This window comes from Cellvibrio sp. UBA7661 (assembly GCA_002483365.1).
Lineage (GTDB): Bacteria > Pseudomonadota > Gammaproteobacteria > Pseudomonadales > Cellvibrionaceae > Cellvibrio.
Genome location: DLHT01000011.1, coordinates 375,702 through 397,771, shown reverse-complemented (window position 1 = coordinate 397,771; position 22,070 = coordinate 375,702). Strand labels below are relative to the sequence as shown.

Sequence of the window (22,070 nt, the reverse complement as noted above, 5' to 3'; positions counted from 1 at the left end):
CACTTATTATCCGAAACCGCCAAAGACTAATTTTTTCAAATTTTCCTGTAAAACTATTCACATCGCATTCAGATACGAAGATTAGAGTTAAATGCACTATGTCAGGAGTTCATCATGCGAACACTTTTTATTTATTTCATTAGCTTTTTTTACTAGGCATTGGTGACGTAGCGCTTGGAGAGTCATTGCGCTGTAAAAATAAATTAGTCCAACTCGGTGATAACAAAGCAGATGTGATAGATAAGTGTGGTGCACCACTAATGACTGACAATTTCTGCCAGCCAATTGCTACAAGTAACCAGCCCCAAGGCGGGCAGTACGGCGATAACAATGTGCAAAACAATATTGCCATACAGGCATGCGAGAATATTGATATCTGGACCTATGAGCCCCGTAAAGGCAAGTTTACGACCCACCTCTATTTCTCCCAAGGGCAATTGAAAGCGATTCGCTATGGTGATCGGGTGGATTAATCACCAAACTGAAAAACTATTGCACAACCCGAATTACTGTATATAATCACAATAACTGTACAAATAAACAGATTCAGGAGTGCATCATGTCAGATCTAACACCGCGCCAGGAACAGGTACTTCAGTTAATCCGCCAGTACGCAGATGACACCGGCTATCCACCCACACGCGCTGAAATTGCACGAATTCTTGGATTTAAATCTGCCAATGCGGCAGAAGAACACATCAAAGCTCTCGCGCGTAAAGGTGCGATTGAAATTATTCCTGGTGCCTCACGCGGTATACGTTTACCCGAAATACACTCAGGCATTCCCATCATTGGGCGTGTTGCAGCAGGAAATCCAATCCTTGCACAAGAACATATCGAAGACTATTGCAACATCCCGCACAGTTTCTTTTCACCCAGTGCAGATTATTTTCTTCGCGTCCACGGCATGAGCATGAAAGACGCAGGGATTCTTGATGGTGATTTACTTGCGGTGCATAAGACGGATCAAGGCCGTAATGGCCAGATTGTCGTTGCACGTATTGGTGAAGAGGTGACGGTCAAAAGACTTAAACGCACGAGTAACAAAGCACTGGTTGAACTATGGCCTGAAAATCCTGACTTTGATGTCATCCATGTTGATATGCGTGAACAAGAATTCAGTATTGAAGGTTTAAGTGTAGGAGTAATTCGCCGTGACTAATATCGCACACGCTATTGCAGCCCCAACAACCGCGATGCCGCAATTTAGTAGCCAACAACAATCAGCCAGCGGTGTTACTGAACTGGTGTTGGCAAGTGACTCCCCAGAACAGTTGGCGCTACTGCTACCGATGATTGCTTTTTTAGGTAACGCGTGCAAAGACCGTTGGATTACTTGGGTAGCTCCGCATAACATCAGTCGTGAACTCTTAGAGTCGTACGGTGTTAATACTCGCTATATTCGCGTTATTCACAGTCAGGACCCGCAGACATTACTGTGGATTACATGGGAAGCGCTTTCGGCTGGCAATAGCCATACCGTTATCTCCAGTCCAGGCAAGCTGAGTGACAAAGAACTTGCACAATTGGAGGTTGCTGCAACAAAAGGAAACTGTCGTGGATTGCTTTTACGCGTACGTTAATACGCAGGAGGAACAATTCACAAACAAAAAGCGATGAGGAATAAGTAAATCCAGGGAGGGGATACAATCAACCGCTTGGCACTTAAAAACTAATTACAAAACATTTAATGCAGCATCAGCTTTTCAGCTTCATCAACGCCTTCTGATAATTCATCCAACATTGCCTCAGCTTGTTGATCCGCAATTTCTCCTGCAGCCTCCATACCAGCCTCAATCATTGCCTTGGCTACCATGAATTTCTCCTCACCAAGAAAGGCCAGTGATTCTGCTGAAAAGCGAATGGTTACCAAAGGCTCATTGTTTTCATCATCTGCCCGCGCTAATGCAACATCGCCATTAGTTAGCTCAATAATTTCATAAAAAGACGACATTTATACCTCAGAGACCCCTTGATAGCAGGCGCGCATTCTAACACCCTATCTATCCAAAACCTATTTTGGATTTCCCTACAAGGGTAGTGCTCGCAACAACAATGATGGGATGCTAGTGTTTATCCACCAATTATCACCTACAACAGGCAATAAGACTGCCTGCCCGGCCGCTATCTGCATTGAGGTTTCACCTGTGCTTACAGATACCTGCCCCTCCAGCACCATCAGCAAGGAATAGCAGCTTGCATCCAACCGTAGATTTTCTCTCAAAGCAATTCGCTGCACGTTAAAATCATCAAAACTGGCAATACATTCAATGCAATTCAAACTACTCGCTTCCAATACTTGAGATGGCTCTTCTTGATAGCGATCCAGTCTTGCTAATTGCACAGCCATCTCGGAGTCCCAGTGAGACTGGGTCAAGACTTGCTGCGCAAAGCTTAAAATTTTTCGTTCATACACTGGAGTTTGAAACTCAACGACCCTGACACCATGCTGTAGTGAATGCGGCATATATCGAGGAACCTTTATCCAATCGCCAACGCGTAATGGATACGATTCAATGAATGAATTCATACCTGCACGCAGTATTCCCTCCTGCTTAATAAGAGCTTCTATTTCAACATCTTGTGATAGCTCGCTCATCCATTGTCTTAATAGCTCGGGAGATACCGGTTGATTTGCTTCCATGCCAGCCAAGAGTTTCTTTTGTACTAATAAAGCATCCAATGCCATACGTATCTGTTGATAGCTTTTTACAGCAGTGAGGTAAGCACGCTTGAATATTGCATCATCACCAAAGGAGTGACGTACGGCTTGGTCGAATCCTAACTGCATCTTACCAATTCCATCAGGCCAAGCCTTAGGATCAAGATGCGTCACCACATAGACTTCTTGTTTTTGCTCATGAAGCTCAAGATACAAATCGCCGTAAACTTCATCAGGTAGTGGGTCAAGTACCTTTAACAGAATGACTTCGTCGCTTTTATGAGGATCACTTGATTGAGGAAACAGTGACAACATCCAAGGCAATGGCAAATTACCTCCATCACCGCACACCTCAGATTGTCCTCTGGCTTCTATACCAGTAAACCACACCTCCCGTCCCCATGGTTTTGGGATATGGAGGGGTGCCAATAGCCAAGGCGCAGTAAACTCCACCCAAGTCCAAGCCCTCTCCCGGCAAAATTGGCGCAGGCTTTCATGATCATCAGCAAGCGCCTGCAGCTCCTGCTGCACAACCAGAGCAGATGAAACAATGCTTCCTTCAATGCGTACAGAGCCTGTTTGATTGATGTGAATAAAAAGAATGGCGATTAATGTGATCTGCGGATTATCAGGTAAATAATGTTGATGATGTAAAAACTCCAATGCGAAGCTATCAACAACAAATGAGTGCTCAGACAAAGCCTCGCAGGCACGCTGCTTTAATATTGCAACACGCTCTTGTATGAATAACGAAGGCAAGATTGTCTTATCGGTTAACAGAATCAAACAGATTATCCAGCTATGAAGAAATAAATAGTTTACCAGACACGACTAAATGATTTGGGAGCAATGAGTTGGTTGTATTTCTAAAAATCGGGGCAACAACAAGACGATAAAAACAAAAAGGCCGGCAATTGCCGGCCTTTAATACCAAGTGCAACGAGTAAATTAATTGAGACGCTCCAATACCGTAGTGATTCCCTGGCCCAATCCAATACACATGGTCGATACACCCAGATTCAAATCCCTGTCTTGCATTACCGTTAATAGAGATCCAGTAATACGCGTCCCTGAACATCCAAATGGATGACCCAGCGCAATCGCACCGCCATGAAGATTCACTTTATCATTCATCACATCGAGCAACTTCAAGTCTTTCAGCACGGGTAAGGCTTGCGCGGCAAATGCCTCGTTTAACTCTACCGCGTCGATATCGTCTATGGTGAGGTTAGCCGCTTTAAGCGCTTTTTCTGTAGAAGGTACAGGGCCATAACCCATAATTGAAGGATCCACGCCTGCCAGCCCCAAAGACACTACTTTTGCAATAGGCTTCAAACCCAGTGATTTTGCGCGCTCAGCCGACATCACCAACATCACCGACGCACCATCACTGAGTTGGGAAGACGTTCCCGCTGTTACCTGCCCATTCTTAGGATCAAATACCGGAGGTAATTTTGATAGTGCTTCTGCCGTAGTTTCGGGACGAATAGTTTCATCCTGATCAACTGACATCAAGAAGCCATCCGCGTTATGGCCATCAACAGCAATAATTTCACGACTGAATTTACCCAGTTCGCGAGCTTTAGCAGCAAGTTGGTGAGAGCGCGCCCCGAACTCATCCATCTGTTGACGATTGATTCCGTGCAAAAGTGCCAGATACTCGGCAGTCATACCCATATTACCCGCCGCTTTGGCAACGGATAGGCCTAACAGCGGATTGATGCTAACAGATTCATACATGGGCAAATGCCCCATGTGCTCAACGCCGCCAATCAGATAAACATCGCCCTGCCCCGCACGGATGTTAACGGTAGCTGTGTGTAATGCCGACATAGAAGATCCACACAAACGATTGATGGTTTGTGCGGGAATGGTGTGCGGCAAACCGGCAAGCAACAAAATATTGCGTGCAATATTAAAAGCCTGCTCTTCTCGCTGCATGACACAACCCCAAAGCAAATCATCAATTGTATTGGGGTCAAGGCTGGGGTTGCGCGCCAATAAACCTTTAATAATCGCCGCAGAAATATCATCGGCCCGCATATGACGAAAGCAGCCGTTTTTTGAGCGCCCCATGGCGCTACGTGCATAATCAACGATGACGGCATCGCGTGGTTGTAAGCTCATTATCGTATCTCCTTAGCCGTAAAATTTTTGGTTGTTGGCGGCTTTTGCTTTCAAGCTATCAGGAGCTTGGTAGAGCGCACCCAGCGCAGTAAATTTTGCAGCCATATCACAAAACGTTTGTGCTCCAATAGAATCAATCCAACGGAAAACACCGCCACGGAATGGAGGGAAGCCCGTTCCATAGACCAATGCCATATCTGCTTCAGCAGCTGTCTCAACAATCCCCTCATCAAGGCAACGTGTTAATTCAGTTGCCATCGGAATCATCATGCGCGCAATAATATCTTCATCGGTAATTTCTATTGCACCCTGAATGGTAGGCTTGAGAATCTCAGCCACTTCTGTTGCCGGAACTTTGGCGGGTTTGCCTTTTTTGTCTAACTCGTAGTTATAAAAACCTTTTTCGTTTTTCTGGCCTAAACGGCCTGCAGCAAACAGCGCATCAGTACAAGAGGTAAAATCACGTTGCATGCGGTCAGGAAAACCATTCGCCATTACTTTTTCAGCGTGCACAGCAGTATCTATCCCTACAACGTCAAGCAAGTATGCAGGCCCCATCGGCCAACCCCATGTTTCCATGATTTTATCGATGCGATGATAATCAACGCCATCGCGAAGCAGCATCGCAAAACCAGCCAAATAAGGAAACAGTACGCGGTTTACCAAAAACCCGGGGCAATCTTTTACGACGATCGGTTTTTTACCCATAGCATTTGCATAAGCTACTGTACGGGCAACCGCGTTATCAGATGTTTTTTTACCGCGAATAACTTCGACCAACGGCATCATGTGCACAGGATTAAAAAAGTGCATGCCACAGAAGTTTTCAGGACGCGCTAAATCTTCAGCCAAGTAACTGATTGAAATAGTCGAGGTATTTGACGCGATAACTGTGTCATTGCTGACCTTGGTTTCTACTTCAGCAAGGACAGATTTTTTCACTTTTGGATTTTCAACAACCGCTTCGACAACAATATCGACATGATCAAAACCATCATATGTCAACGCAGGCTCAATGCGATTAAGTACATTACCCATTTCTACTGGTGTCAGCTTTTTGCGTTCAACACGTTTACTTAATAGTTTGTTTGCTTCAGACAAGCCCAAATCGATTCCAGCTTGAGCAATATCTTTCATTTTAATTGGCACGCCTTTGAGTGCAGATTGATAAGCGATACCCCCACCCATGATTCCAGCACCCAATACTGCAGCACGCGCGATTTTTTTATCTGCTTTTTTCTCCCAACCCTTAGCTTTTTTACCCAGCATTTGCTCGTTAATAAAAATCCCCACTAACGATTGGGCTACGGGTGTTTGCGCCATTTTGGCAAACCCGTCAGCTTCAATTTGCAGCGCTTCATCACGGCCTTTATCTGCTGCTTTTTGCATGGATTTTATTGCAGTCACCGGTGCAGGATAATTACGCCCAGCTTGAGCACCTACAAAGGCTTTCGAGGTTTCAAAAGCCATCATGGATTCAATGAAATTTAATTTAAGTGGCGCTTTTTTCTGTGCACGACGAGACTGATAATCAAATTTACCGTCAATACATTGCTGCAAACAATTCAGTGCAGCATCCCGCAGTTTGGCTGGCTCCACAACCGCATCAACCACACGAGCAATCAGCGCAGTTTCAGCATCGTTTTCTTTACCTGCAGCAATCCACTCAACAGCTGTGTCCAATCCTGCTACGCGCGGCAAACGTACAGTGCCGCCCCAACCGGGAATAATCCCCAATTTGGTTTCGGGCAAACCAACTTTGGCAGCAGTACTGGCGATGCGATAATCGCACGACAAACAAAACTCCAATCCGCCGCCCAGCGCAAAACCATTAATTGCAACGACAGTTGGAAAGGGCAAATCTTCCAAACGGCAAAAGTTACGGTTGTTAGTCGCCAGATGGCCAGTAATCTGATCGGGGCCGGCAGCAAACACCGCACCGAACTCCATAATATCGGCACCCACAATAAAAACGTCTTTGGCGCTACTGATCAGCAACCCCTTTATGTTTTTCGCACTCTCCAGTAAATCAAGCACTTGTTGCAGTTCAGACACCACAAGCAAACTGAATTTGTTGACTGATTCGCCTTGTAAATCGAAGGTAAGTTCAGCGATGCCATCAGGCAACAGTGAAACCTTTAGGGCTTGTCCTTGGAACATAATTAATCTCTCTTTCTGATGGAACGAGGAGGGAAATCTGGTTTTGAGTGTAGCAGGCTGATGCAGACTTGCCTTATGGGAGTGCAAGCAGCTGGTGAATAACGTACAAAAACGCCTAAAAATCAGGACTTATGCGCAAAAAGCGAGCAAAGAAATAGTCGTGCAGGATGAATAGAGGAATTTACCAAACGATAACACTGGTGTGCAGGAATGTAGAAGTTATCCCCCACTTTTAGACGAGATTCTGCCTCTAATGTAATTAGCAGCATCTCGCCTTGAGTGAGGACACCGGACAAATCTACCGGCATGACACGGAAAGGAGTGGCCTGTTCAGCAGGCAACTCCTGAATACGTACATCCAACTGATGCGCGAGCACAGAGGGTTTATGCTGGACGGAGTCCATCGAGGGAAGAGTAAAAGCAAAAAAATCGGTCAGGGTAATTGGAAGTGCCGCAAGTATACGACCAAGAGATTGAACACTGGGGCTCACCTGCCCTTGCTCAATAATCGAAATGCTACTATTGGTCAGCCCCGCACGCTTGGCAATCTCACGCTGGGAATATCCGCAGGCTTCTCTTAGTAGCTTCAAACGAATACCGACCTCGCCCAATGCAACATCGAACGCACCTGTAGACACCAACTCACGCGTATCTGAGTGAACTGTCATGCAAGGCTCCACTGAGCGAAGGAGATCATGATGATAATAATGAAAGCAGAGACAATCGCTGCACCGAGCTACGCCCGGTGCACACTAAAGCTTATTTTTTGGATGCCAGTAACTGCTCGCGCTCAAGCGTGGGCAAATTATCAACGATCAACTGATATGAATGATCAATCATGCGCTGAATTTGTTCTGTAGGAACAGATCCATCAAGAATGATGGTGTTCCAATGTTTTTTATTCATCTGAAAACCAGGGCGAACTGCAGGATACTGCTCACGCAATTGAAGTGCCAAATCAGGATCGCATTTCAGGCTTACTCGCGGAACACCGCCCTCAGCAGTCAGGGTGGCAAACATTTTATGACAGACTTTATACACCGCCATATCAGGGCCAGAGGGGAACATCTCTTTAGCTTGATGCTTGGTTAATAAATACTTTTGTGCAGAAAGGAAATCCATGTTTTAGTCCTTTATCGAACAACTCAGGTCGATTAAAAAGCTATAAATTAGGTTAAGGTTAAGCATAAATTGATACATCACTATGCTGCTGCCCTATTTAAATGGCCGCAGCATTTTTGCCGTCTCCCCACGTACAAACTGCCCTGATATTGTCTTTACAGAGCCCGTTCCTTCCGCTAGTGCCTATTTTGCATCAGCTCACACAGAAACGATAGCAAGAATGGCACTTAATTCATCATATATGTAATGGCAGGTGATTTTATGGTCGATGAGACCAGTTGTCACTCCCTTATACGTAGAATTACTCAGGCAAAAAAAGTTATAGGCTCTATTGATATTCTTTATGGATCAGTTTTGGGAGATATTCAAGCCAAAACATCACCAAAGCCTAACACATTAACCATGAGGTAAAAATTGCACGCTCTTAAAGCATGTTGGATTAAGCTCACAGCTTCAGTTAGAAAGAAGTACGGCGATACTCCCGGTACTCGGGCTGCCAAAAATGCTGCTCAATCTTTCCATCGATCATATCCAAAGGAATGGGTAATGCTACGCCATCATCGAATGCCTGTAGAACAACTGCCTTGGCGATCACTTTGCTAACATCGCGGATAGCCTCCAGCGATGGCAAAAGCGCCCCCTTCCCCATTTGAGCTAATGGCGAAGCATCCGCCAGTGCTTTACTGGCGGCCATCATCATCTTATCTGTAATGCGAGTTGCTTTAGCAGCGATGACGCCCAAGCCAATGCCGGGAAAAATATAGCTGTTGTTGCATTGGGCAATCTCGTACACCTGATCACCCATATCGACCGCAGGAAATGGACTTCCTGTTGCTACCATCGCTTTACCCGCTGTCCAGCGCAATAAATCGACAGGCTGGGCTTCCGCCTGGGATGTAGGATTGGAAAGCGGCAATATTAACGGCCGCTCACAATACATACTCATTTGTTCTACAACGGCTTTGGTAAACAAGCCGGCTTGGCCAGAAACACCGATCAAGATACTGGGCTTAACATTCGCAACTACATCATATAAACCAATTACCTTGTCATTGGTTTTTAAAGTCCAATTCTTGGTAATCTCATCAGGCGTACAAAACGGAATCTGAAAGTCATACAGCCCCGATGAGCCAGGACGCAACAAACCATCTTTGCTGATTAAAAATATTTTGGATAGCGCTTCTTGTGCACTGATACCTTCACTCACCATTTGCTTAACAATTTGATCTGCTATACCGCAACCGGCAGAACCCGCGCCAGCAAATACAATGCGCTGATCAGTAAGGCGTTCACCTTTGGCTCTGCATGCAGCCATTAAGGTTCCAACAGCAACCGCCGCAGTTCCTTGAATATCATCATTAAAACAGCACAATTGATCGCGATAGCGATTTAATAATGGCGTTGCATGCTCTTGTGCAAAATCCTCAAATTGCAACAAAACATTCGGCCAGCGCATCTTTATTGCTTGGATAAACTCATCAATAAACTGATAGTAATCATCACCACTAATACGCGGATTCCGCCACCCCATATACATTGGATCATCAAGCAATGCTTGATTATTAGTCCCTACATCCAGGGTTATAGGCAACGTATAGGCTGGGCTTATTCCACCGCAAGCGGTGTAGAGTGCAAGCTTACCAATGGGAATCCCCATTCCACCAATTCCCTGATCCCCCAACCCCAGAATGCGCTCGCCATCTGTCACAACAATCACTTTCACATTTTGCTTGGTAGCATTCTGTAGCATGTCATCAATACGATCACGATCAGGGTAAGAAATAAATAAGCCACGTTTGCGTCGATAAATTTTTGAAAACTGCTGACAAGCCAAACCCACAGTCGGAGTGTAAATTAACGGCATGATTTCTGTGAGATGCTCAGTCACCAAACGAAAATACACAGTTTCGTTTGTATCCTGAATATTGCGTAAATAAATATGTTTATCTATCGCAGATTCAAACGAACGGAGCTGCTGATAAACACGGGCTTCCTGCTCCTCAATAGCTTCAATTTTATAAGGCAACAAGCCTTCAAGATTAAATTGTTGCCGCTCACGTAGCGTGAATGCACTCCCCTTATTCAACAAAGGAGCTTCCAGTAATGCAGGACCAGCAAAGGGAATATAAATGGGACGTTTTTTAGACATGATCATCACAAAAAGAATAACCTATATGAAATAACCATAGCGCAATTAAACACGAACAACCAGCCAATTATTCTTTTTGTCTAACAAAAGGTAAAATAAGATTTCACCTTACTGTTATCCATGTCGAGTCATCAAAATGAGCATTCATACCTTTATTGAAAAACTTAATACAACACCTGAATTGATTCAATTTTCTGACACTATGGCTATCATTGAAAGCCTTTATGAGTTCACACCAACAGCGTTTAAAAATGGCAAACTAATGAATCAAGCAGGCCAAAACTCAGGCTCATGCAAACTATTTTCATTTGCGCAATTACAAGGCCTATCAGTTGCACAAACATTGGCTTGTTTTGGGGATTATTATCGTATCGATGTGCTTCAACACCCTGAAGCAGAAGATCATCAAAATATCCGCAATTTTATTCAATATGGATGGGAAGGAATTGCATTTGACGCTCCGGCGCTTCACTTAAAAAACACTAACAATTAAGCTGAAAACATGTGGCTACGAAAAGAGTTTCGTTTGAAAGCACGTGCGCGAGGATTTCATTTGATAACAGATGAAATCCTCGCCAACATTCCGGAATTAACAACCTATCAGGTTGGCTTGTTGAATGTCTTTATCAAACATACATCGGCATCGCTGACAATCAACGAAAATGCAGATCCAACCGTTCGGAAAGACTTCGAAAGTTTTTTCAACCAGCATGTTCCTGAAAACCAGCACTATTATTTACACAATGACGAAGGAAGCGATGACCTTCCTGCGCACTTGAAGGCTAGTATTTTGGGCTGCAATTTAACTATTCCTGTCTATCAAGGGCGTTTGGATATCGGTATCTGGCAGGGAATATATTTGTGTGAGCACCGAAATCAAGGTGGTAGCCGCAGCATAGTGTTAACACTGCAGGGTGAAGTTTTTTAAAATCATAAAAAAACCGTCGCTGATTAAATCAACGACGGTTTTAATGTTCTCAATAAAATTACTTACGGAAACCCGGAGGTAACATACCGCCAGAAGGAGCACCACCAGGCATCATACCCCCGAGGCCGCGCATCATTTTTTGCATTCCGCCGCCTTTCATTTTGCCCATCATTTTTGCCATTTGTTTGTACTGTTTCAACAAACGATTCAGATCCTGAATTTGCGTTCCAGACCCTGCTGTAATCCGACGTTTGCGTGAACCACTTAAGTCATCGGGATTACGGCGCTCTTCTGGAGTCATGGAGCTGATAATAGCTTCCATCGTTTTGAACTGCTTATTCATATTTGCCGATTGCGCCATCTGCGCAACATTACCCAAACCAGGCAACTTATCGAGCATGGAGGTCAAACCACCCATGTTTTGCATTTGTTGTAGTTGGTCGCGCAAATCTTCAAGATCAAATTTTTGACCTTTGGTTACTTTTTTGATTAATTTTTCTGCTTTTTCTTTATCAACATTCCGCTCAACTTGTTCAATCAATGAGAGCACATCACCCATACCGAGAATGCGCGACGCAATACGATCCGGGTGAAAAGGTTCAAGCGCATCAACTTTCTCGCCCATCCCCAAGAACTTGATGGGTTTACCCGTAATGTGACGTACAGACAAGGCCGCACCACCACGGGCATCACCATCAGCTTTGGTCAAAATAACGCCCGTCAACGGTAATGCATCGTTAAATGCTTTAGCCGTATTTACCGCATCCTGACCAATCATCGCATCAATAACAAACAAGGTTTCGATAGGATTAATTGCCGCGTGAAGCTCTTTAATTTCACCCATCAGCTCTTCATCAACGTGCAAGCGACCTGCAGTATCGACAATCAGTACATCGAAGAATTGTTTCTTTGCATGATCAATTGCACTGCGAGCAATATCCAATGGCTTTTGTTCAGAAGTTGATGGAAAAAACTCCACCCCGACTTCACTAGCCAAAGTTTGCAACTGCTGGATCGCGGCCGGACGATAAACGTCTGCACTGACCACTAACACTTTTTTCTTTTCGCGCTCTTTCAGGAAGCGGGCCAATTTAGCAACCGATGTTGTTTTACCCGCACCCTGCAAGCCAGCCATCAACACAACAGCAGGGGGCTGCTGTGCTAAATTGAGGGACTCATTCGCCTGCCCCATAGTCGCAACCAACTCGGCCTCAACAATCTTGATAAATTGCTGGCCGGGATTGAGCGCTTTGCTAATCTGCTGCCCCAAAGCACGGCTACGCACCTGATCAATAAAAGCTTTAACAACAGGTAAGGCCACATCCGCTTCCAGCAGCGCTTTGCGTACGTCACGCAAAGCATCTTTGATATTGTCTTCACTCAGACGAGCCTTGCCTGTAATACTGCGCAGCGTATGGGATAAACGATCAGTTAAATTCTCAAACATAGCGTCTCTCAAAAAAACGGAAAAATCGGTATCAATAACTGGCCATATTGTAAAAAATCCTCTTACAACACTAGCCTCGACAAGTTGCGACGATTATACCTTCAAAGATAGGCAATTGCTGCTTTACCCATACGGGTTTAGATCAGCCATGGCTTAATAAGTATGTTTCTCATCTACACTTCTCTTTAGAGGTACCTTATGACACACTTGGCACCCCGGTTTTGCCAATGCCAGCCCCTTACGGATTAGCCTTAAAGCATGATAACCCTGAGCGCCAACCTGATTGCTATTTTCATTTATATCTCTGCTGCCATCTATTTTGGCAGCCTGTTCATTCGCCAAAAACCTATTCATTCCGTGCAACTATTGGGAACCGCAGCACTTGGGCTTATCATTCATGGCCTAGGCGTATACGGCATCAGTGTTAGCCATGACGGAATTGCTTTCAGCTTATTCTCTATTTCCTCTCTTATATTCTGGGTGGTAAATGCGATTGTGCTTTTTAGTAGCATGAAAAAAGCACTACACAATTTATTTTTATTGCTATTCCCCCTATCGGCCCTATCCGTACTGGCATCGATCACAGCAACCAACCCTGAATGGCAACACTCGCTCAGCTATACAATAGCCGCACATGTGATTTTATCGATACTTGCTTACAGCCTGCTTACTATCGCCAGCCTGCAAGCGCTTATATTGGCCTATCAAAACCACGCGCTAAAGCATAAAAATCGCATCGCAAATGCACGTCTACTCCCGCCACTACAAACCATGGAGTCGCTTCTCTTCGAGCTTTTATGGGTTGGGGAGATCCTATTAACCTTAGCAATACTGTCAGGATTTTATTTTCTTGAAGACATGTTCGCGCAACATTTGGTACACAAAACAGTATTTGCATTAATTGCCTGGTTTATTTATGCCTCACTACTGTGGGGGCGCTACCAAATGGGCTGGAGGGGAACTAAAGCAACCCGCTGGGCTTTAGCGGGTTTCATCTGCCTTATGCTCGCTTACTTTGGCAGCAAGATGGTGCTGGAAATTATTCTTAATAGAATTTGAACCTGAGCCGTTCTTTTTATTATTTTGTTTCATCATCAATAACATCCTCAGACTCTTGTGCCGAATCTGAACGAGTGCTTATATCCGACTGATTACCTCTATTTTGTCTTATTTTGCCTAGCAGCCAGGCAAATATTGCAGCGACAACAATCAAGCCTGCAAGCAAGCTTAGTAGTACAATCAAATAACTACCTAGCTCTTTCCAGCTCATGCCCCAGCCATAAACAGCCAGCATTAAAAAACAAAAACTTGCTAGCAGATTAATGCCTAGCCCTCTATGCCGAAATAACCTGTGTAGTTTCATGGAATCAAAACCAATAACAAAGAAAAGAGCTGCGCTCCCTCAAAAACGAACGTCACTCAAACAACCAAAGCTTTCACTATGATATACGCCAAAACAAAACCACATATTGCTATGATTTTAACCGCTATACTCTTCTGAATTGGTGATAAAAGTTGGAATCGGGAATGCTTGGAAACCAATAGTTGGGTCAACACATAAATGAGCAAAAAACCGCCCGCCCAGTGTAATGCATAGCCGTTAAATAATTGCTCATTCATCAAAATCGGCCCTTATTCACGTCGCCATTGGGTAGTGCCATCTTTAGCATCTTCAATCACAATTTTATTTGCGGTTAACTGTTTGCGGATTTCATCGGCGCGAGCATAATTTTTGTCTTTTTTAGCCTGAATACGTTCTGCGACCAAGGCATTAACTTCATCAGCAGAAATCTGATCTCCAGCACCTGATTGTAAAAACTCTGTAGGATCGAAACGGAAAATACCAAGAATTGAACCCAGTGCTTTTAATTCACTCGCCAGCTGAGTCGCTTTTTCTGATCCAGCTTCGCAACTGTTTAGCTCGCGCACAAGATCATACATCGTTGCTAACGCAACACGAGTATTAAAGTCATCGTTCATTGCATCTACGAACGCAGCATAATACTGACTACCTGAAATTGCCGATAATTCCGCAGCTGGCACAGCTACATACTCACGAAGTGCGGCATAGAAACGCTCCAGACCCGCTCGCGCTTCAACCAAACTATCTTCCGAATAATTAATAGGGCTACGATAGTGGCTGGTAATCAGAAAAAATCTGACCACTTCTGGATGATATTTTTCCAACACATCACGGATGGTAAAAAAATTCCCTAACGACTTGGACATCTTTTCGCCATCTACACGTAATGGAGCCACATGCATCCAGTAATTCACATAAGAATGCCCGTTAGCCGCTTCACTTTGTGCAATTTCATTTTCATGGTGAGGGAATTGTAAATCAGCGCCACCTCCATGAATATCCAGCTGATCTCCACAACATTTTTTCGCCATGGCAGAGCACTCAATATGCCATCCAGGGCGGCCTTCACCCCAAGGCGATGGCCATGAAGGCTCACCAGGTTTAGCTGCCTTCCACAACACGAAATCACGAGCATCCTCTTTGATTTCGTCAACTTCGATACGCGCGCCCGCCAGGAGCTCATCGATATTTTTGTTGGACAAATTTCCATAACCATCAAAGCTGGTGACGCGATAGTAAACATCACCATTTTTTGCAGCGTAAGCATGGCCTTTTTGGATCAGGGTTTCGACAATTTCGATAATAGGACCAATAAACTCGGTAGCGCGCGGCTCTATGCTAGGTGGCAGTATTCCAAGCGCTCTTTCATCTTCATGCATAGCATCGATAAAACGCTTGGTTAGAGCGTCAAATTTTTCACCAAGCTCATTGGCGCGACGGATGATTTTGTCATCGATATCAGTAATGTTATGGACGAAATTTAAATCCCATCCTTGGCTACGTAAAAAGCGAGCAATAACATCAAATGCAATTGATGTACGAGCATGACCAATATGGCAGTAGTCATAAACCGTAATACCGCAGACATACATAGAAATTTTACCGGGATGAATCGGTTTAAAAATTTCTTTTTGACGTGTAAGGGTGTTGTATATCTGTAGCATATTATTCCTGCTCTTCTTTGCCGAAGCTGTCTTTTAAGCTAATCGTACGATTGAATACGGGTTTGTCTGCAGTGGTATATTTACTGTCCAAACAAAAATAGCCTTGACGTTCAAATTGGAAGCTATTACCCACAACCGCCTTAGCCAAGCTCAACTCAGCTTTACAGCCCTGCAAAATTTCCAGATTTTTTGGATTCAATGCATCCAAAAAGTTTTTCCCACCAGCATCAGGTGACTCGTCACAAAATAAACGATCATACAAACGCACTTCGCAATTCAGATATTGAGTTGCAGACACCCAATGAATAACACCTTTTGGTTTCACACCATCTTCTGGATCTTTTCCTAATGTACCGTCAATGATTCGTGCGCGAATTTCAATAATGTTTCCTGCCTCATCCTTAATGGCTTCATCAGCCTCAATGACATACGCACCACGCAAACGCACACGCTTACCTAACACCAAACGCTTGTATTTCTTATTGGCTTCTTCACGAAAATCTTCCTGCTCAATAAAAACAGTTGATGTAAACGGAATTGTGCGAACGCCTAAATCATCACGGTTTGGATGATTGTGTACATTAAGAGTTTCTACCTTATCTGCTGGATAATTCGTCAAAGTGACTTTTAATGGACGTAAGACGCACATTGCCCGCGGTGCGTTTTTATCCAAGTCATCGCGAACACAAAACTCCAACATCCCCACATCAACCACACCGTCCGAACGAGTCACACCAATACGCTCGCAGAAGTTGCGTAGCGATGCAGGGGTAAAGCCACGACGACGCATACCCGAGATCGTAGGCATACGTGGATCATTCCAGCCGTCCACATGCCGCTCATCAACCAGCTGCTTCAATTTGCGCTTGCTGGTCACTGCGTAATTTATATTCAAACGCGCAAATTCATACTGGCGAGGCACCGCAGGTACCGGTAAATGTTGAATGAACCAGTCATAAAGTGGTTTATGATCTTCAAATTCCAAGGTACAAATCGAATGCGTAATTCCTTCAATTGCATCACTTTGTCCATGAGCAAAATCATACGAAGGATAAATACACCATTTGTCGCCCGTTTGATGATGGTGTGCTTTTTTGATGCGGTAAATAATTGGATCACGCAAATTAATATTAGGCGATGACATATCGATTTTTGCGCGTAACGAACAAGCACCTTCTTCGAATTCACCTGCTCGCATTTTTTCAAATAATGCGAGATTTTCTTCAACAGAGCGATCGCGATAAGGACTATTTTTTCCAGCTTCTACCAATGTGCCACGATATTCACGCATTTGCTCGGCACTTAAATCACACACAAACGCCAAACCATTTTTGATCAAGTGAATTGCCCATTCATATAACTGATCGAAATAATCCGACGTGTACTTCACCTCCCCATTCCATGTGAAACCAAGCCACTTTACGTCTTCCATAATGGAGTTGACGAACTCTTCATTTTCTTTTTCAGGATTGGTGTCATCAAAACGCAAATTGCATGCGCCGCCGAATTCCTCGGCCATACCGAAGTTCAAGCAGATAGATTTAGCATGTCCAATATGTAAATAACCATTTGGCTCCGGAGGAAAGCGCGTCACAATTTTATTGTGAATCCCCTGCTCCAAATCTTTACGGATAATTTGTTGGATAAAATGTAAAGGCTTGGCTTTTACATCGGCTGTATCGTTGTTTGCAATCGGAGAATGATTGTCGCTCATGAGATAACAAATCCATAGGATGATTCGTGATTTGAACACGACCTCGCCACTATCGAACGAAATCGCAAAAATTGGGGTTATTCTACTGATTTGACCGTTTTTTTCATACCTCGCTATTCACTTTGAAAACGGCTGCCATGCATGAAAAAGACTAAAAAACACTCAGTTCTTTGTGGGCAGAGGCGGAGCCGCGCGATAATCACTACGACGATTCAGCTGGTACCGCCTGACAGCCTGATTATGCGCCTCCAAAGTGTCTGAAAACTCACTCGTTCCATCCCCCTTGGCAACAAAGTAAAGCGCCTTGCCTGGTGCTGGATTTAATGCGGCACGGATAGAAGCTGCACTTGGCAACGAGATAGGTGTAGGAGGCAGGCCGCCAATGACATAGGTGTTGTATGGTGTTGGTTCCTCAAGATTCTTACGTGTAATACGGCCAAGATAGTTTGCACCCATTCCGTAAATCACAGTCGGATCTGTTTGCAACTTCATTCCTTGCTGCAACCGCCGCACAAACACACCTGCTATCTTATCTCGCTCACTGTGATGCCCGGTCTCACGTTCAATAATAGAAGCCATAATCAGCGCATCATAAGGAGTTTGATAAGGTAGGTTAGGAACCCTTTTGCCCCACTCATCATCAAGCAATAATTTCATTTTCTGATAAGCATTGCGAATAATATCCACGTCGGGAGTGTTGCGGCTGAAACGATAGGTATCTGGAAAAATCCAGCCTTCCAGATTATCGATTGGCAAATCTAATAGTACCAATTGTTGCTCGGGTGTTTTGCCTTCCAGCGTGTGCTGAATATGCTGCTCATTTGCGAGGGCGGCGAAAGCTTGTTTAATCGTCCAACCTTCCACTATCGTAACTTGGTATAAAATCACATCCCCTTTTACCAGCTTTTCCAAGAGGGCTTTCGGAGTTGTTCCAAAAGGGAAAAAATACTCTCCCGCATGTATCTTATTTGTTTCGCTAAATCGCGCATACAATCGCAATAAACGAGGGTGGTCTAAAGCACCTTTCATTCCCATATCATGAGCAAGATGGCCGAGTGATTGACCAGACTTTAGCTCATACGTATATCCATCATCGGGAATTGGCAAAGGCGACACCAACCAATTCTGAAAATAAAGCCATGCAGCTACAACACCTAAAATGGCAATCAATACCAAAGCACACAATAAACTTAATAGTTTTGTAGTCAGCGATAATTTTTTTTTCATAAGGTAATGTTAATCATCCTCACAAAAGAGCAAGAAGATTTTTTTGTAGTTTTTGTGTGATTTGATGCTGACGATAATAGGATTCTGTCAATGTCGGCAGCTTATAAGAACCATAAAATACATAGTTTATAGGCCAAATACCAAAGACACTGTTACAAAGAAAAACCTCATCTGCATCCGCCAGAAACTCCAGCCTCATTTCAACAATGTTTACAGCCAACCCCGTAACAGGGGCAACTCTTTCAAGAATAAAACGACGCATAATGCCAGCAACCCCAGCCCTAGAGAGATCAGGGGTATACAGTTGACCATTTTTTACAACAAAGATGTTGCTCACCGTCGCCTCAATTACTCGTCCATCTTCATCTAACAGGATTCCCTCAGCACATTCATCAATCCATTCCGATCGAGCCAAAATATGTTCAAGTCGGTTGAGATGCTTCATTCCTGCTAACGCTGGATTACAAGACAGGTGTAGGTCACAGATACGCACATTTACACCATCAGTAAATGATGTTGATTGCAGCTCAGCCCCAGGAAAAACACCTATGCAATAAGTTGGTTCCGGCAGTGCGGGCAAACGATAGCCCCGACCACCAACACCACGAGTCAGTATTATTTTTATAACCGCATCTGTGGCAGCTTTAGAATCGATTTTCTTTATCAGCTCATCGCGATAATGAATGAGTCGCTGTTTATCCAACGGGATTTTTAAACAACTGGCGCTCTGCTCCAAGCGCTCCCAATGGTAATCCCAAAGAGGAACCTTTCCTTGATGCATACGGCAGGTCTCGAAAACGCCATCGCCATAAGCAAAGCCTCGATCAAGCGGCGATATTGCTGCATCGAGAACGCCATTTACACTGATCAAAGGTAGATTATTTGACATAACTGGAGTCTATATAAAAACGCCGGGCTGTCTCCAGCCCGGCGCCATTACCTGATAATACTGCAGCCATTACAGTTTACGAAAAATCAGCGAGCCATTAGTGCCGCCGAAACCAAACGAATTGGACAGTACCGCTTCGATTTTGCGCTCTTGCGCGGTGTGAGGCACAAGGTTGATGTCACAGCCATCTTCTGGATTATCAAGGTTGATTGTCGGCGGAGCAACCTGATCGCGAATCGCCAAAACACTGAAAATCGCCTCAACAGCACCTGCTGCACCCAGCAAATGCCCAATCATCGACTTGGTCGAACTTACCGCCACCTGACCAACTGCTGTGCCCATGACCGATTTCACTGCTTGACATTCAGCTTTATCACCCGCAGGCGTGGAAGTGCCATGAGCATTGATATAATTGATCAATTCAAGCGGGATATTTGCATCTAAAATCGCATTGCGCATCGATGCAGCAGCACCCGAGCCATCCTCAGGAGGTGAAGTCATATGATATGCATCACCACTCATACCAAAACCAACCAACTCGGCGTATATTTTGGCTCCACGCTTTTTGGCGTGTTCATATTCCTCAAGCACCAAAACGCCTGCACCATCGCCCAATACAAACCCATCGCGGTCTTTGTCCCATGGGCGACTTGCCGCTTGAGGATTGTCATTACGGGTCGATAAGGCTCTGGCAGCAGCAAACCCACCCAAACCAAGAGGTGTTGTTGCCATCTCTGCGCCACCTGCAACCATAACGTCAGCATCACCGTATTGGATCATGCGCGCCGCAAAACCAATACTGTGTGTCCCTGTAGTACAAGCTGTTGTTATCGCCACATTAGGGCCGCGCAAACCATACATAATCGACAGATTACCTGAAATCATGTTGATAATCGCACTAGGCACAAAAAAGGGAGAGATGCGTCTAGGCCCTTTGTGTTCCAAGGTTGACGACCCTTCTTCAATGGTACCAATCCCGCCAATACCAGAGCCGATTGAAACACCGATTCGACCTGCATTTTCTTCAGTGATCTCTAAACCTGCATCACGGATCGCCTGAATTCCCGCCACCATGCCATACTGGATGAACAAATCCATCTTGCGTGCTTCTTTGCCGGGGAAATAATCATCCACCACCAGATTTTTGACAGAGGCACTAAATTGCGTGGTAAACGCGGAAGCATCAAAGTGCGAAATAGTCGCTACCCCACTTTTACCATTTACAATGCCATGCCAAGTATCAGCGACAGTATTGCCCAGTGAACTGATCATACCCAGACCAGTAACAACAACTCTTTTACGTGACACGTTTTAGGTTCTCCTGCGAGGCACAAAAGAAAAAGCCGTACTATTTTGCAATAATACGGCCTTTTGGAAACTGAAATCAGCTAACAGTCAAATTACACCAAACTGGCAAATTATGCCAAGTTGGCATTGATGTAATCGATCGCCAATTGAACAGTGGTAATTTTCTCGGCTTCTTCATCCGGAATCTCAGTTTCGAATTCTTCTTCGAGAGCCATTACTAACTCTACGGTATCCAAAGAATCAGCGCCCAGATCTTCGACGAAAGAAGCTTCGTTTTTCACTTCTTCTTCTTTCACACCCAGTTGCTCAGCAACGATCTTTTTTACGCGTTCTTCAATGCTACTCATGATGTTATGTAACTCCTAGTGGTTATATGTTCGAAACACTAAAATGCTCAGGTATAAATCGCACCAAGCTAAGTATTCCGGTCAAAATCGACGCGCATTTTACATCGATTTTCGGGTTGTTGTAATGCCAATAGGCAAAAAACTTTAACTTTTAGATAATATTCTATTAAAAACAATAAGTTATCATCAAAAATTACGACATGTACATGCCGCCATTGACATGAATTGTCTCACCACTAATGTAAGCACCTGCATCGCTAGCAAGGAATACAACCACTCCGGCAATCTCTTCTGGTGAGCCCAAACGCCCCAGAGGAATACGCGCAAGCAACTGTTGTTTTTGCTCATCCGGCAACACTTTAGTCATGTCTGTATCGATGAAACCTGGCGCCACTGTATTTACAGTAATATTGCGGGAGCCTACTTCTGCCGCCAATGAGCGAGCAAAACCTGCTACGCCTGCTTTGGTTGCAGCGTAATTAGACTGCCCAGGGTTCCCCATCGCTCCTACAACAGAACTGATATTGATAATCCGCCCCCAGCGAGCTTTCATCATTCCGCGCAAAACACCCTTGCTCAAACGATATATTGCGCTCAAATTAGTATTAATAACATCGAACCACTCATCATCGCTCATACGCATCAATAAATTATCTTTCGTAATACCAGCATTGTTTACCAAAATTGCTGGCGCACCAAATTCGTCACCAACTTCTTTTAATAAATTAGCAACGGAATCAGCATCAGTTACATTCAATACTTTACCTGCACCACGAATACCCAAATCAGCAAAATTTGCAGAAATTTTTTCTGCTCCAGCAACACTTGTGGCAGTACCAATCACTACAGCACCAGCTTTGCCTAATTGCTCAGCAATTGCAGCACCTATACCGCGGCTAGCGCCAGTAACCAAAGCAACTTTATCGTTCAGGTTCATTATACGTTCCTTTCAAATCAAATTAA

General features: G+C 44.4%; 22 protein-coding genes. 6 read left to right on the top strand and 16 right to left on the bottom strand.

Translation table 11 applies throughout. The annotated features are described in order from the left end of the window. Positions 1 to 185: 185 nt before the first annotated feature. From B2739_RS10580 to B2739_RS10570, 3 genes are all read left to right on the top strand, one after another. Positions 186 to 473: a DUF2845 domain-containing protein gene (locus B2739_RS10580; protein WP_331345825.1), complete on the top strand. Its 288-nt coding sequence runs from the start codon at positions 186 to 188 to the stop codon at positions 471 to 473. 86 nt (positions 474 to 559) lie between these two features. Continuing rightward, positions 560 to 1,162, top strand: a complete 603-nt coding sequence (lexA, locus tag B2739_RS10575; RefSeq protein WP_331345824.1) for a transcriptional repressor LexA — start codon at positions 560 to 562, stop codon at positions 1,160 to 1,162. Further along, positions 1,155 to 1,583 carry a cell division inhibitor SulA gene (locus tag B2739_RS10570; RefSeq protein ID WP_331345823.1) on the top strand — a complete coding sequence of 143 codons (429 nt, stop codon included), beginning with the start codon at positions 1,155 to 1,157 and terminating at the stop codon, positions 1,581 to 1,583. Before lexA ends, B2739_RS10570 begins: the two co-directional genes overlap by 8 nt. A gap of 104 nt (positions 1,584 to 1,687) precedes the next feature. Here B2739_RS10570 and B2739_RS10565 read toward each other — a convergent pair whose 3' ends face one another. The 7 genes from B2739_RS10565 to B2739_RS10535 form a co-directional block, all read right to left on the bottom strand. Beyond that, complete coding sequence (locus tag B2739_RS10565) at positions 1,688 to 1,954, bottom strand: hypothetical protein (RefSeq protein ID WP_331345822.1); 267 nt, start codon at positions 1,952 to 1,954, stop codon at positions 1,688 to 1,690. A gap of 75 nt (positions 1,955 to 2,029) precedes the next feature. Next, positions 2,030 to 3,448, bottom strand: coding sequence for a hypothetical protein (locus B2739_RS10560; RefSeq protein ID WP_331345821.1), 1,419 nt, complete (start codon positions 3,446 to 3,448; stop codon positions 2,030 to 2,032). Between the two features lie 162 nt (positions 3,449 to 3,610). Next, positions 3,611 to 4,789, bottom strand: coding sequence for an acetyl-CoA C-acyltransferase FadA (gene fadA / locus B2739_RS10555; protein WP_331345820.1), 1,179 nt, complete (start codon positions 4,787 to 4,789; stop codon positions 3,611 to 3,613). 12 nt (positions 4,790 to 4,801) lie between these two features. Beyond that, positions 4,802 to 6,952, bottom strand: a complete 2,151-nt coding sequence (gene fadB / locus B2739_RS10550; RefSeq protein WP_331345832.1) for a fatty acid oxidation complex subunit alpha FadB — start codon at positions 6,950 to 6,952, stop codon at positions 4,802 to 4,804. Between the two features lie 119 nt (positions 6,953 to 7,071). Next, the gene (locus B2739_RS10545) at positions 7,072 to 7,617 is read right to left on the bottom strand and encodes a helix-turn-helix domain-containing protein (RefSeq protein WP_331345819.1); all 546 of its coding nucleotides are present in this window, start codon (positions 7,615 to 7,617) and stop codon (positions 7,072 to 7,074) included. Between the two features lie 91 nt (positions 7,618 to 7,708). Then, positions 7,709 to 8,071: an MmcQ/YjbR family DNA-binding protein gene (locus tag B2739_RS10540; protein ID WP_049630032.1), complete on the bottom strand. Its 363-nt coding sequence runs from the start codon at positions 8,069 to 8,071 to the stop codon at positions 7,709 to 7,711. A 457-nt stretch (positions 8,072 to 8,528) separates the two neighbouring features. After that, entirely contained in the window at positions 8,529 to 10,220 is a 1,692-nt protein-coding gene (locus tag B2739_RS10535; protein WP_331345818.1) for an NAD-dependent malic enzyme, read from the bottom strand. Between the two features lie 136 nt (positions 10,221 to 10,356). Between B2739_RS10535 and B2739_RS10530 the strand changes: the two genes are divergently transcribed. Both B2739_RS10530 and B2739_RS10525 read left to right on the top strand, forming a co-directional pair. Further along, a complete protein-coding gene (locus B2739_RS10530) occupies positions 10,357 to 10,713 on the top strand; it encodes a HopJ type III effector protein (RefSeq protein ID WP_331345817.1) in 357 nt (118 codons plus the stop codon). Positions 10,714 to 10,722: 9 nt separating this feature from the next. Further along, positions 10,723 to 11,148, top strand: coding sequence for a secondary thiamine-phosphate synthase enzyme YjbQ (locus B2739_RS10525; RefSeq protein WP_331345816.1), 426 nt, complete (start codon positions 10,723 to 10,725; stop codon positions 11,146 to 11,148). A 58-nt stretch (positions 11,149 to 11,206) separates the two neighbouring features. On the opposite strand, the gene ffh is transcribed toward B2739_RS10525, so the two are convergent. Beyond that, positions 11,207 to 12,595, bottom strand: coding sequence for a signal recognition particle protein (gene ffh / locus B2739_RS10520; protein WP_331345815.1), 1,389 nt, complete (start codon positions 12,593 to 12,595; stop codon positions 11,207 to 11,209). 258 nt (positions 12,596 to 12,853) lie between these two features. Here ffh and B2739_RS10515 point away from each other — a divergent pair, with 258 nt between their 5' ends. Beyond that, positions 12,854 to 13,654: a cytochrome C assembly family protein gene (locus tag B2739_RS10515; RefSeq protein WP_331345814.1), complete on the top strand. Its 801-nt coding sequence runs from the start codon at positions 12,854 to 12,856 to the stop codon at positions 13,652 to 13,654. A gap of 19 nt (positions 13,655 to 13,673) precedes the next feature. Here B2739_RS10515 and B2739_RS10510 read toward each other — a convergent pair whose 3' ends face one another. From B2739_RS10510 to fabG, 8 genes are all read right to left on the bottom strand, one after another. Beyond that, positions 13,674 to 13,958, bottom strand: a complete 285-nt coding sequence (locus tag B2739_RS10510; protein ID WP_331345813.1) for a hypothetical protein — start codon at positions 13,956 to 13,958, stop codon at positions 13,674 to 13,676. A 269-nt stretch (positions 13,959 to 14,227) separates the two neighbouring features. Beyond that, the gene (cysS, locus tag B2739_RS10505) at positions 14,228 to 15,622 is read right to left on the bottom strand and encodes a cysteine--tRNA ligase (protein ID WP_331345812.1); all 1,395 of its coding nucleotides are present in this window, start codon (positions 15,620 to 15,622) and stop codon (positions 14,228 to 14,230) included. Between the two features lies 1 nt (position 15,623). Further along, positions 15,624 to 17,336 (bottom strand): glutamine--tRNA ligase/YqeY domain fusion protein, encoded by a 1,713-nt coding sequence (locus tag B2739_RS10500; protein ID WP_331345811.1) that lies wholly within the window; start codon positions 17,334 to 17,336, stop codon positions 15,624 to 15,626. 162 nt (positions 17,337 to 17,498) lie between these two features. After that, entirely contained in the window at positions 17,499 to 18,563 is a 1,065-nt protein-coding gene (mltG, locus tag B2739_RS10495) for an endolytic transglycosylase MltG (RefSeq protein WP_331345810.1), read from the bottom strand. 19 nt (positions 18,564 to 18,582) lie between these two features. Next, a complete protein-coding gene (gene pabC / locus B2739_RS10490; RefSeq protein ID WP_331345809.1) occupies positions 18,583 to 19,452 on the bottom strand; it encodes an aminodeoxychorismate lyase in 870 nt (289 codons plus the stop codon). A 69-nt stretch (positions 19,453 to 19,521) separates the two neighbouring features. Next, on the bottom strand, positions 19,522 to 20,760 hold the full coding sequence (fabF, locus tag B2739_RS10485) for a beta-ketoacyl-ACP synthase II (protein ID WP_331345808.1): 1,239 nt from the start codon (positions 20,758 to 20,760) through the stop codon (positions 19,522 to 19,524). A gap of 110 nt (positions 20,761 to 20,870) precedes the next feature. Further along, a complete protein-coding gene (acpP, locus tag B2739_RS10480; protein ID WP_012487300.1) occupies positions 20,871 to 21,107 on the bottom strand; it encodes an acyl carrier protein in 237 nt (78 codons plus the stop codon). Positions 21,108 to 21,300: 193 nt separating this feature from the next. Further along, positions 21,301 to 22,044 carry a 3-oxoacyl-ACP reductase FabG gene (gene fabG, locus B2739_RS10475; protein ID WP_331345807.1) on the bottom strand — a complete coding sequence of 248 codons (744 nt, stop codon included), beginning with the start codon at positions 22,042 to 22,044 and terminating at the stop codon, positions 21,301 to 21,303. Positions 22,045 to 22,070 lie beyond the last annotated feature (26 nt).

Excerpts from the sequence above, each read along its gene's own strand:
- lexA (WP_331345824.1), top strand. The coding sequence starts at position 560 with ATGTCAGATCTAACACCGCGCCAGGAACAGGTACTTCAGTTAATCCGC.
- B2739_RS10565 (WP_331345822.1), bottom strand. The coding sequence starts at position 1,954 with ATGTCGTCTTTTTATGAAATTATTGAGCTAACTAATGGCGATGTTGCA.
- fadA (WP_331345820.1), bottom strand. The coding sequence starts at position 4,789 with ATGAGCTTACAACCACGCGATGCCGTCATCGTTGATTATGCACGTAGC.
- B2739_RS10545 (WP_331345819.1), bottom strand. The coding sequence starts at position 7,617 with ATGACAGTTCACTCAGATACGCGTGAGTTGGTGTCTACAGGTGCGTTC.
- B2739_RS10540 (WP_049630032.1), bottom strand. The coding sequence starts at position 8,071 with ATGGATTTCCTTTCTGCACAAAAGTATTTATTAACCAAGCATCAAGCT.
- B2739_RS10535 (WP_331345818.1), bottom strand. The coding sequence starts at position 10,220 with ATGTCTAAAAAACGTCCCATTTATATTCCCTTTGCTGGTCCTGCATTA.
- B2739_RS10530 (WP_331345817.1), top strand. The coding sequence starts at position 10,357 with ATGAGCATTCATACCTTTATTGAAAAACTTAATACAACACCTGAATTG.
- B2739_RS10525 (WP_331345816.1), top strand. The coding sequence starts at position 10,723 with ATGTGGCTACGAAAAGAGTTTCGTTTGAAAGCACGTGCGCGAGGATTT.
- ffh (WP_331345815.1), bottom strand. The coding sequence starts at position 12,595 with ATGTTTGAGAATTTAACTGATCGTTTATCCCATACGCTGCGCAGTATT.
- B2739_RS10515 (WP_331345814.1), top strand. The coding sequence starts at position 12,854 with ATGATAACCCTGAGCGCCAACCTGATTGCTATTTTCATTTATATCTCT.
- B2739_RS10510 (WP_331345813.1), bottom strand. The coding sequence starts at position 13,958 with ATGAAACTACACAGGTTATTTCGGCATAGAGGGCTAGGCATTAATCTG.
- cysS (WP_331345812.1), bottom strand. The coding sequence starts at position 15,622 with ATGCTACAGATATACAACACCCTTACACGTCAAAAAGAAATTTTTAAA.
- B2739_RS10500 (WP_331345811.1), bottom strand. The coding sequence starts at position 17,336 with ATGAGCGACAATCATTCTCCGATTGCAAACAACGATACAGCCGATGTA.
- mltG (WP_331345810.1), bottom strand. The coding sequence starts at position 18,563 with ATGAAAAAAAAATTATCGCTGACTACAAAACTATTAAGTTTATTGTGT.
- pabC (WP_331345809.1), bottom strand. The coding sequence starts at position 19,452 with ATGTCAAATAATCTACCTTTGATCAGTGTAAATGGCGTTCTCGATGCA.
- acpP (WP_012487300.1), bottom strand. The coding sequence starts at position 21,107 with ATGAGTAGCATTGAAGAACGCGTAAAAAAGATCGTTGCTGAGCAACTG.
- fabG (WP_331345807.1), bottom strand. The coding sequence starts at position 22,044 with ATGAACCTGAACGATAAAGTTGCTTTGGTTACTGGCGCTAGCCGCGGT.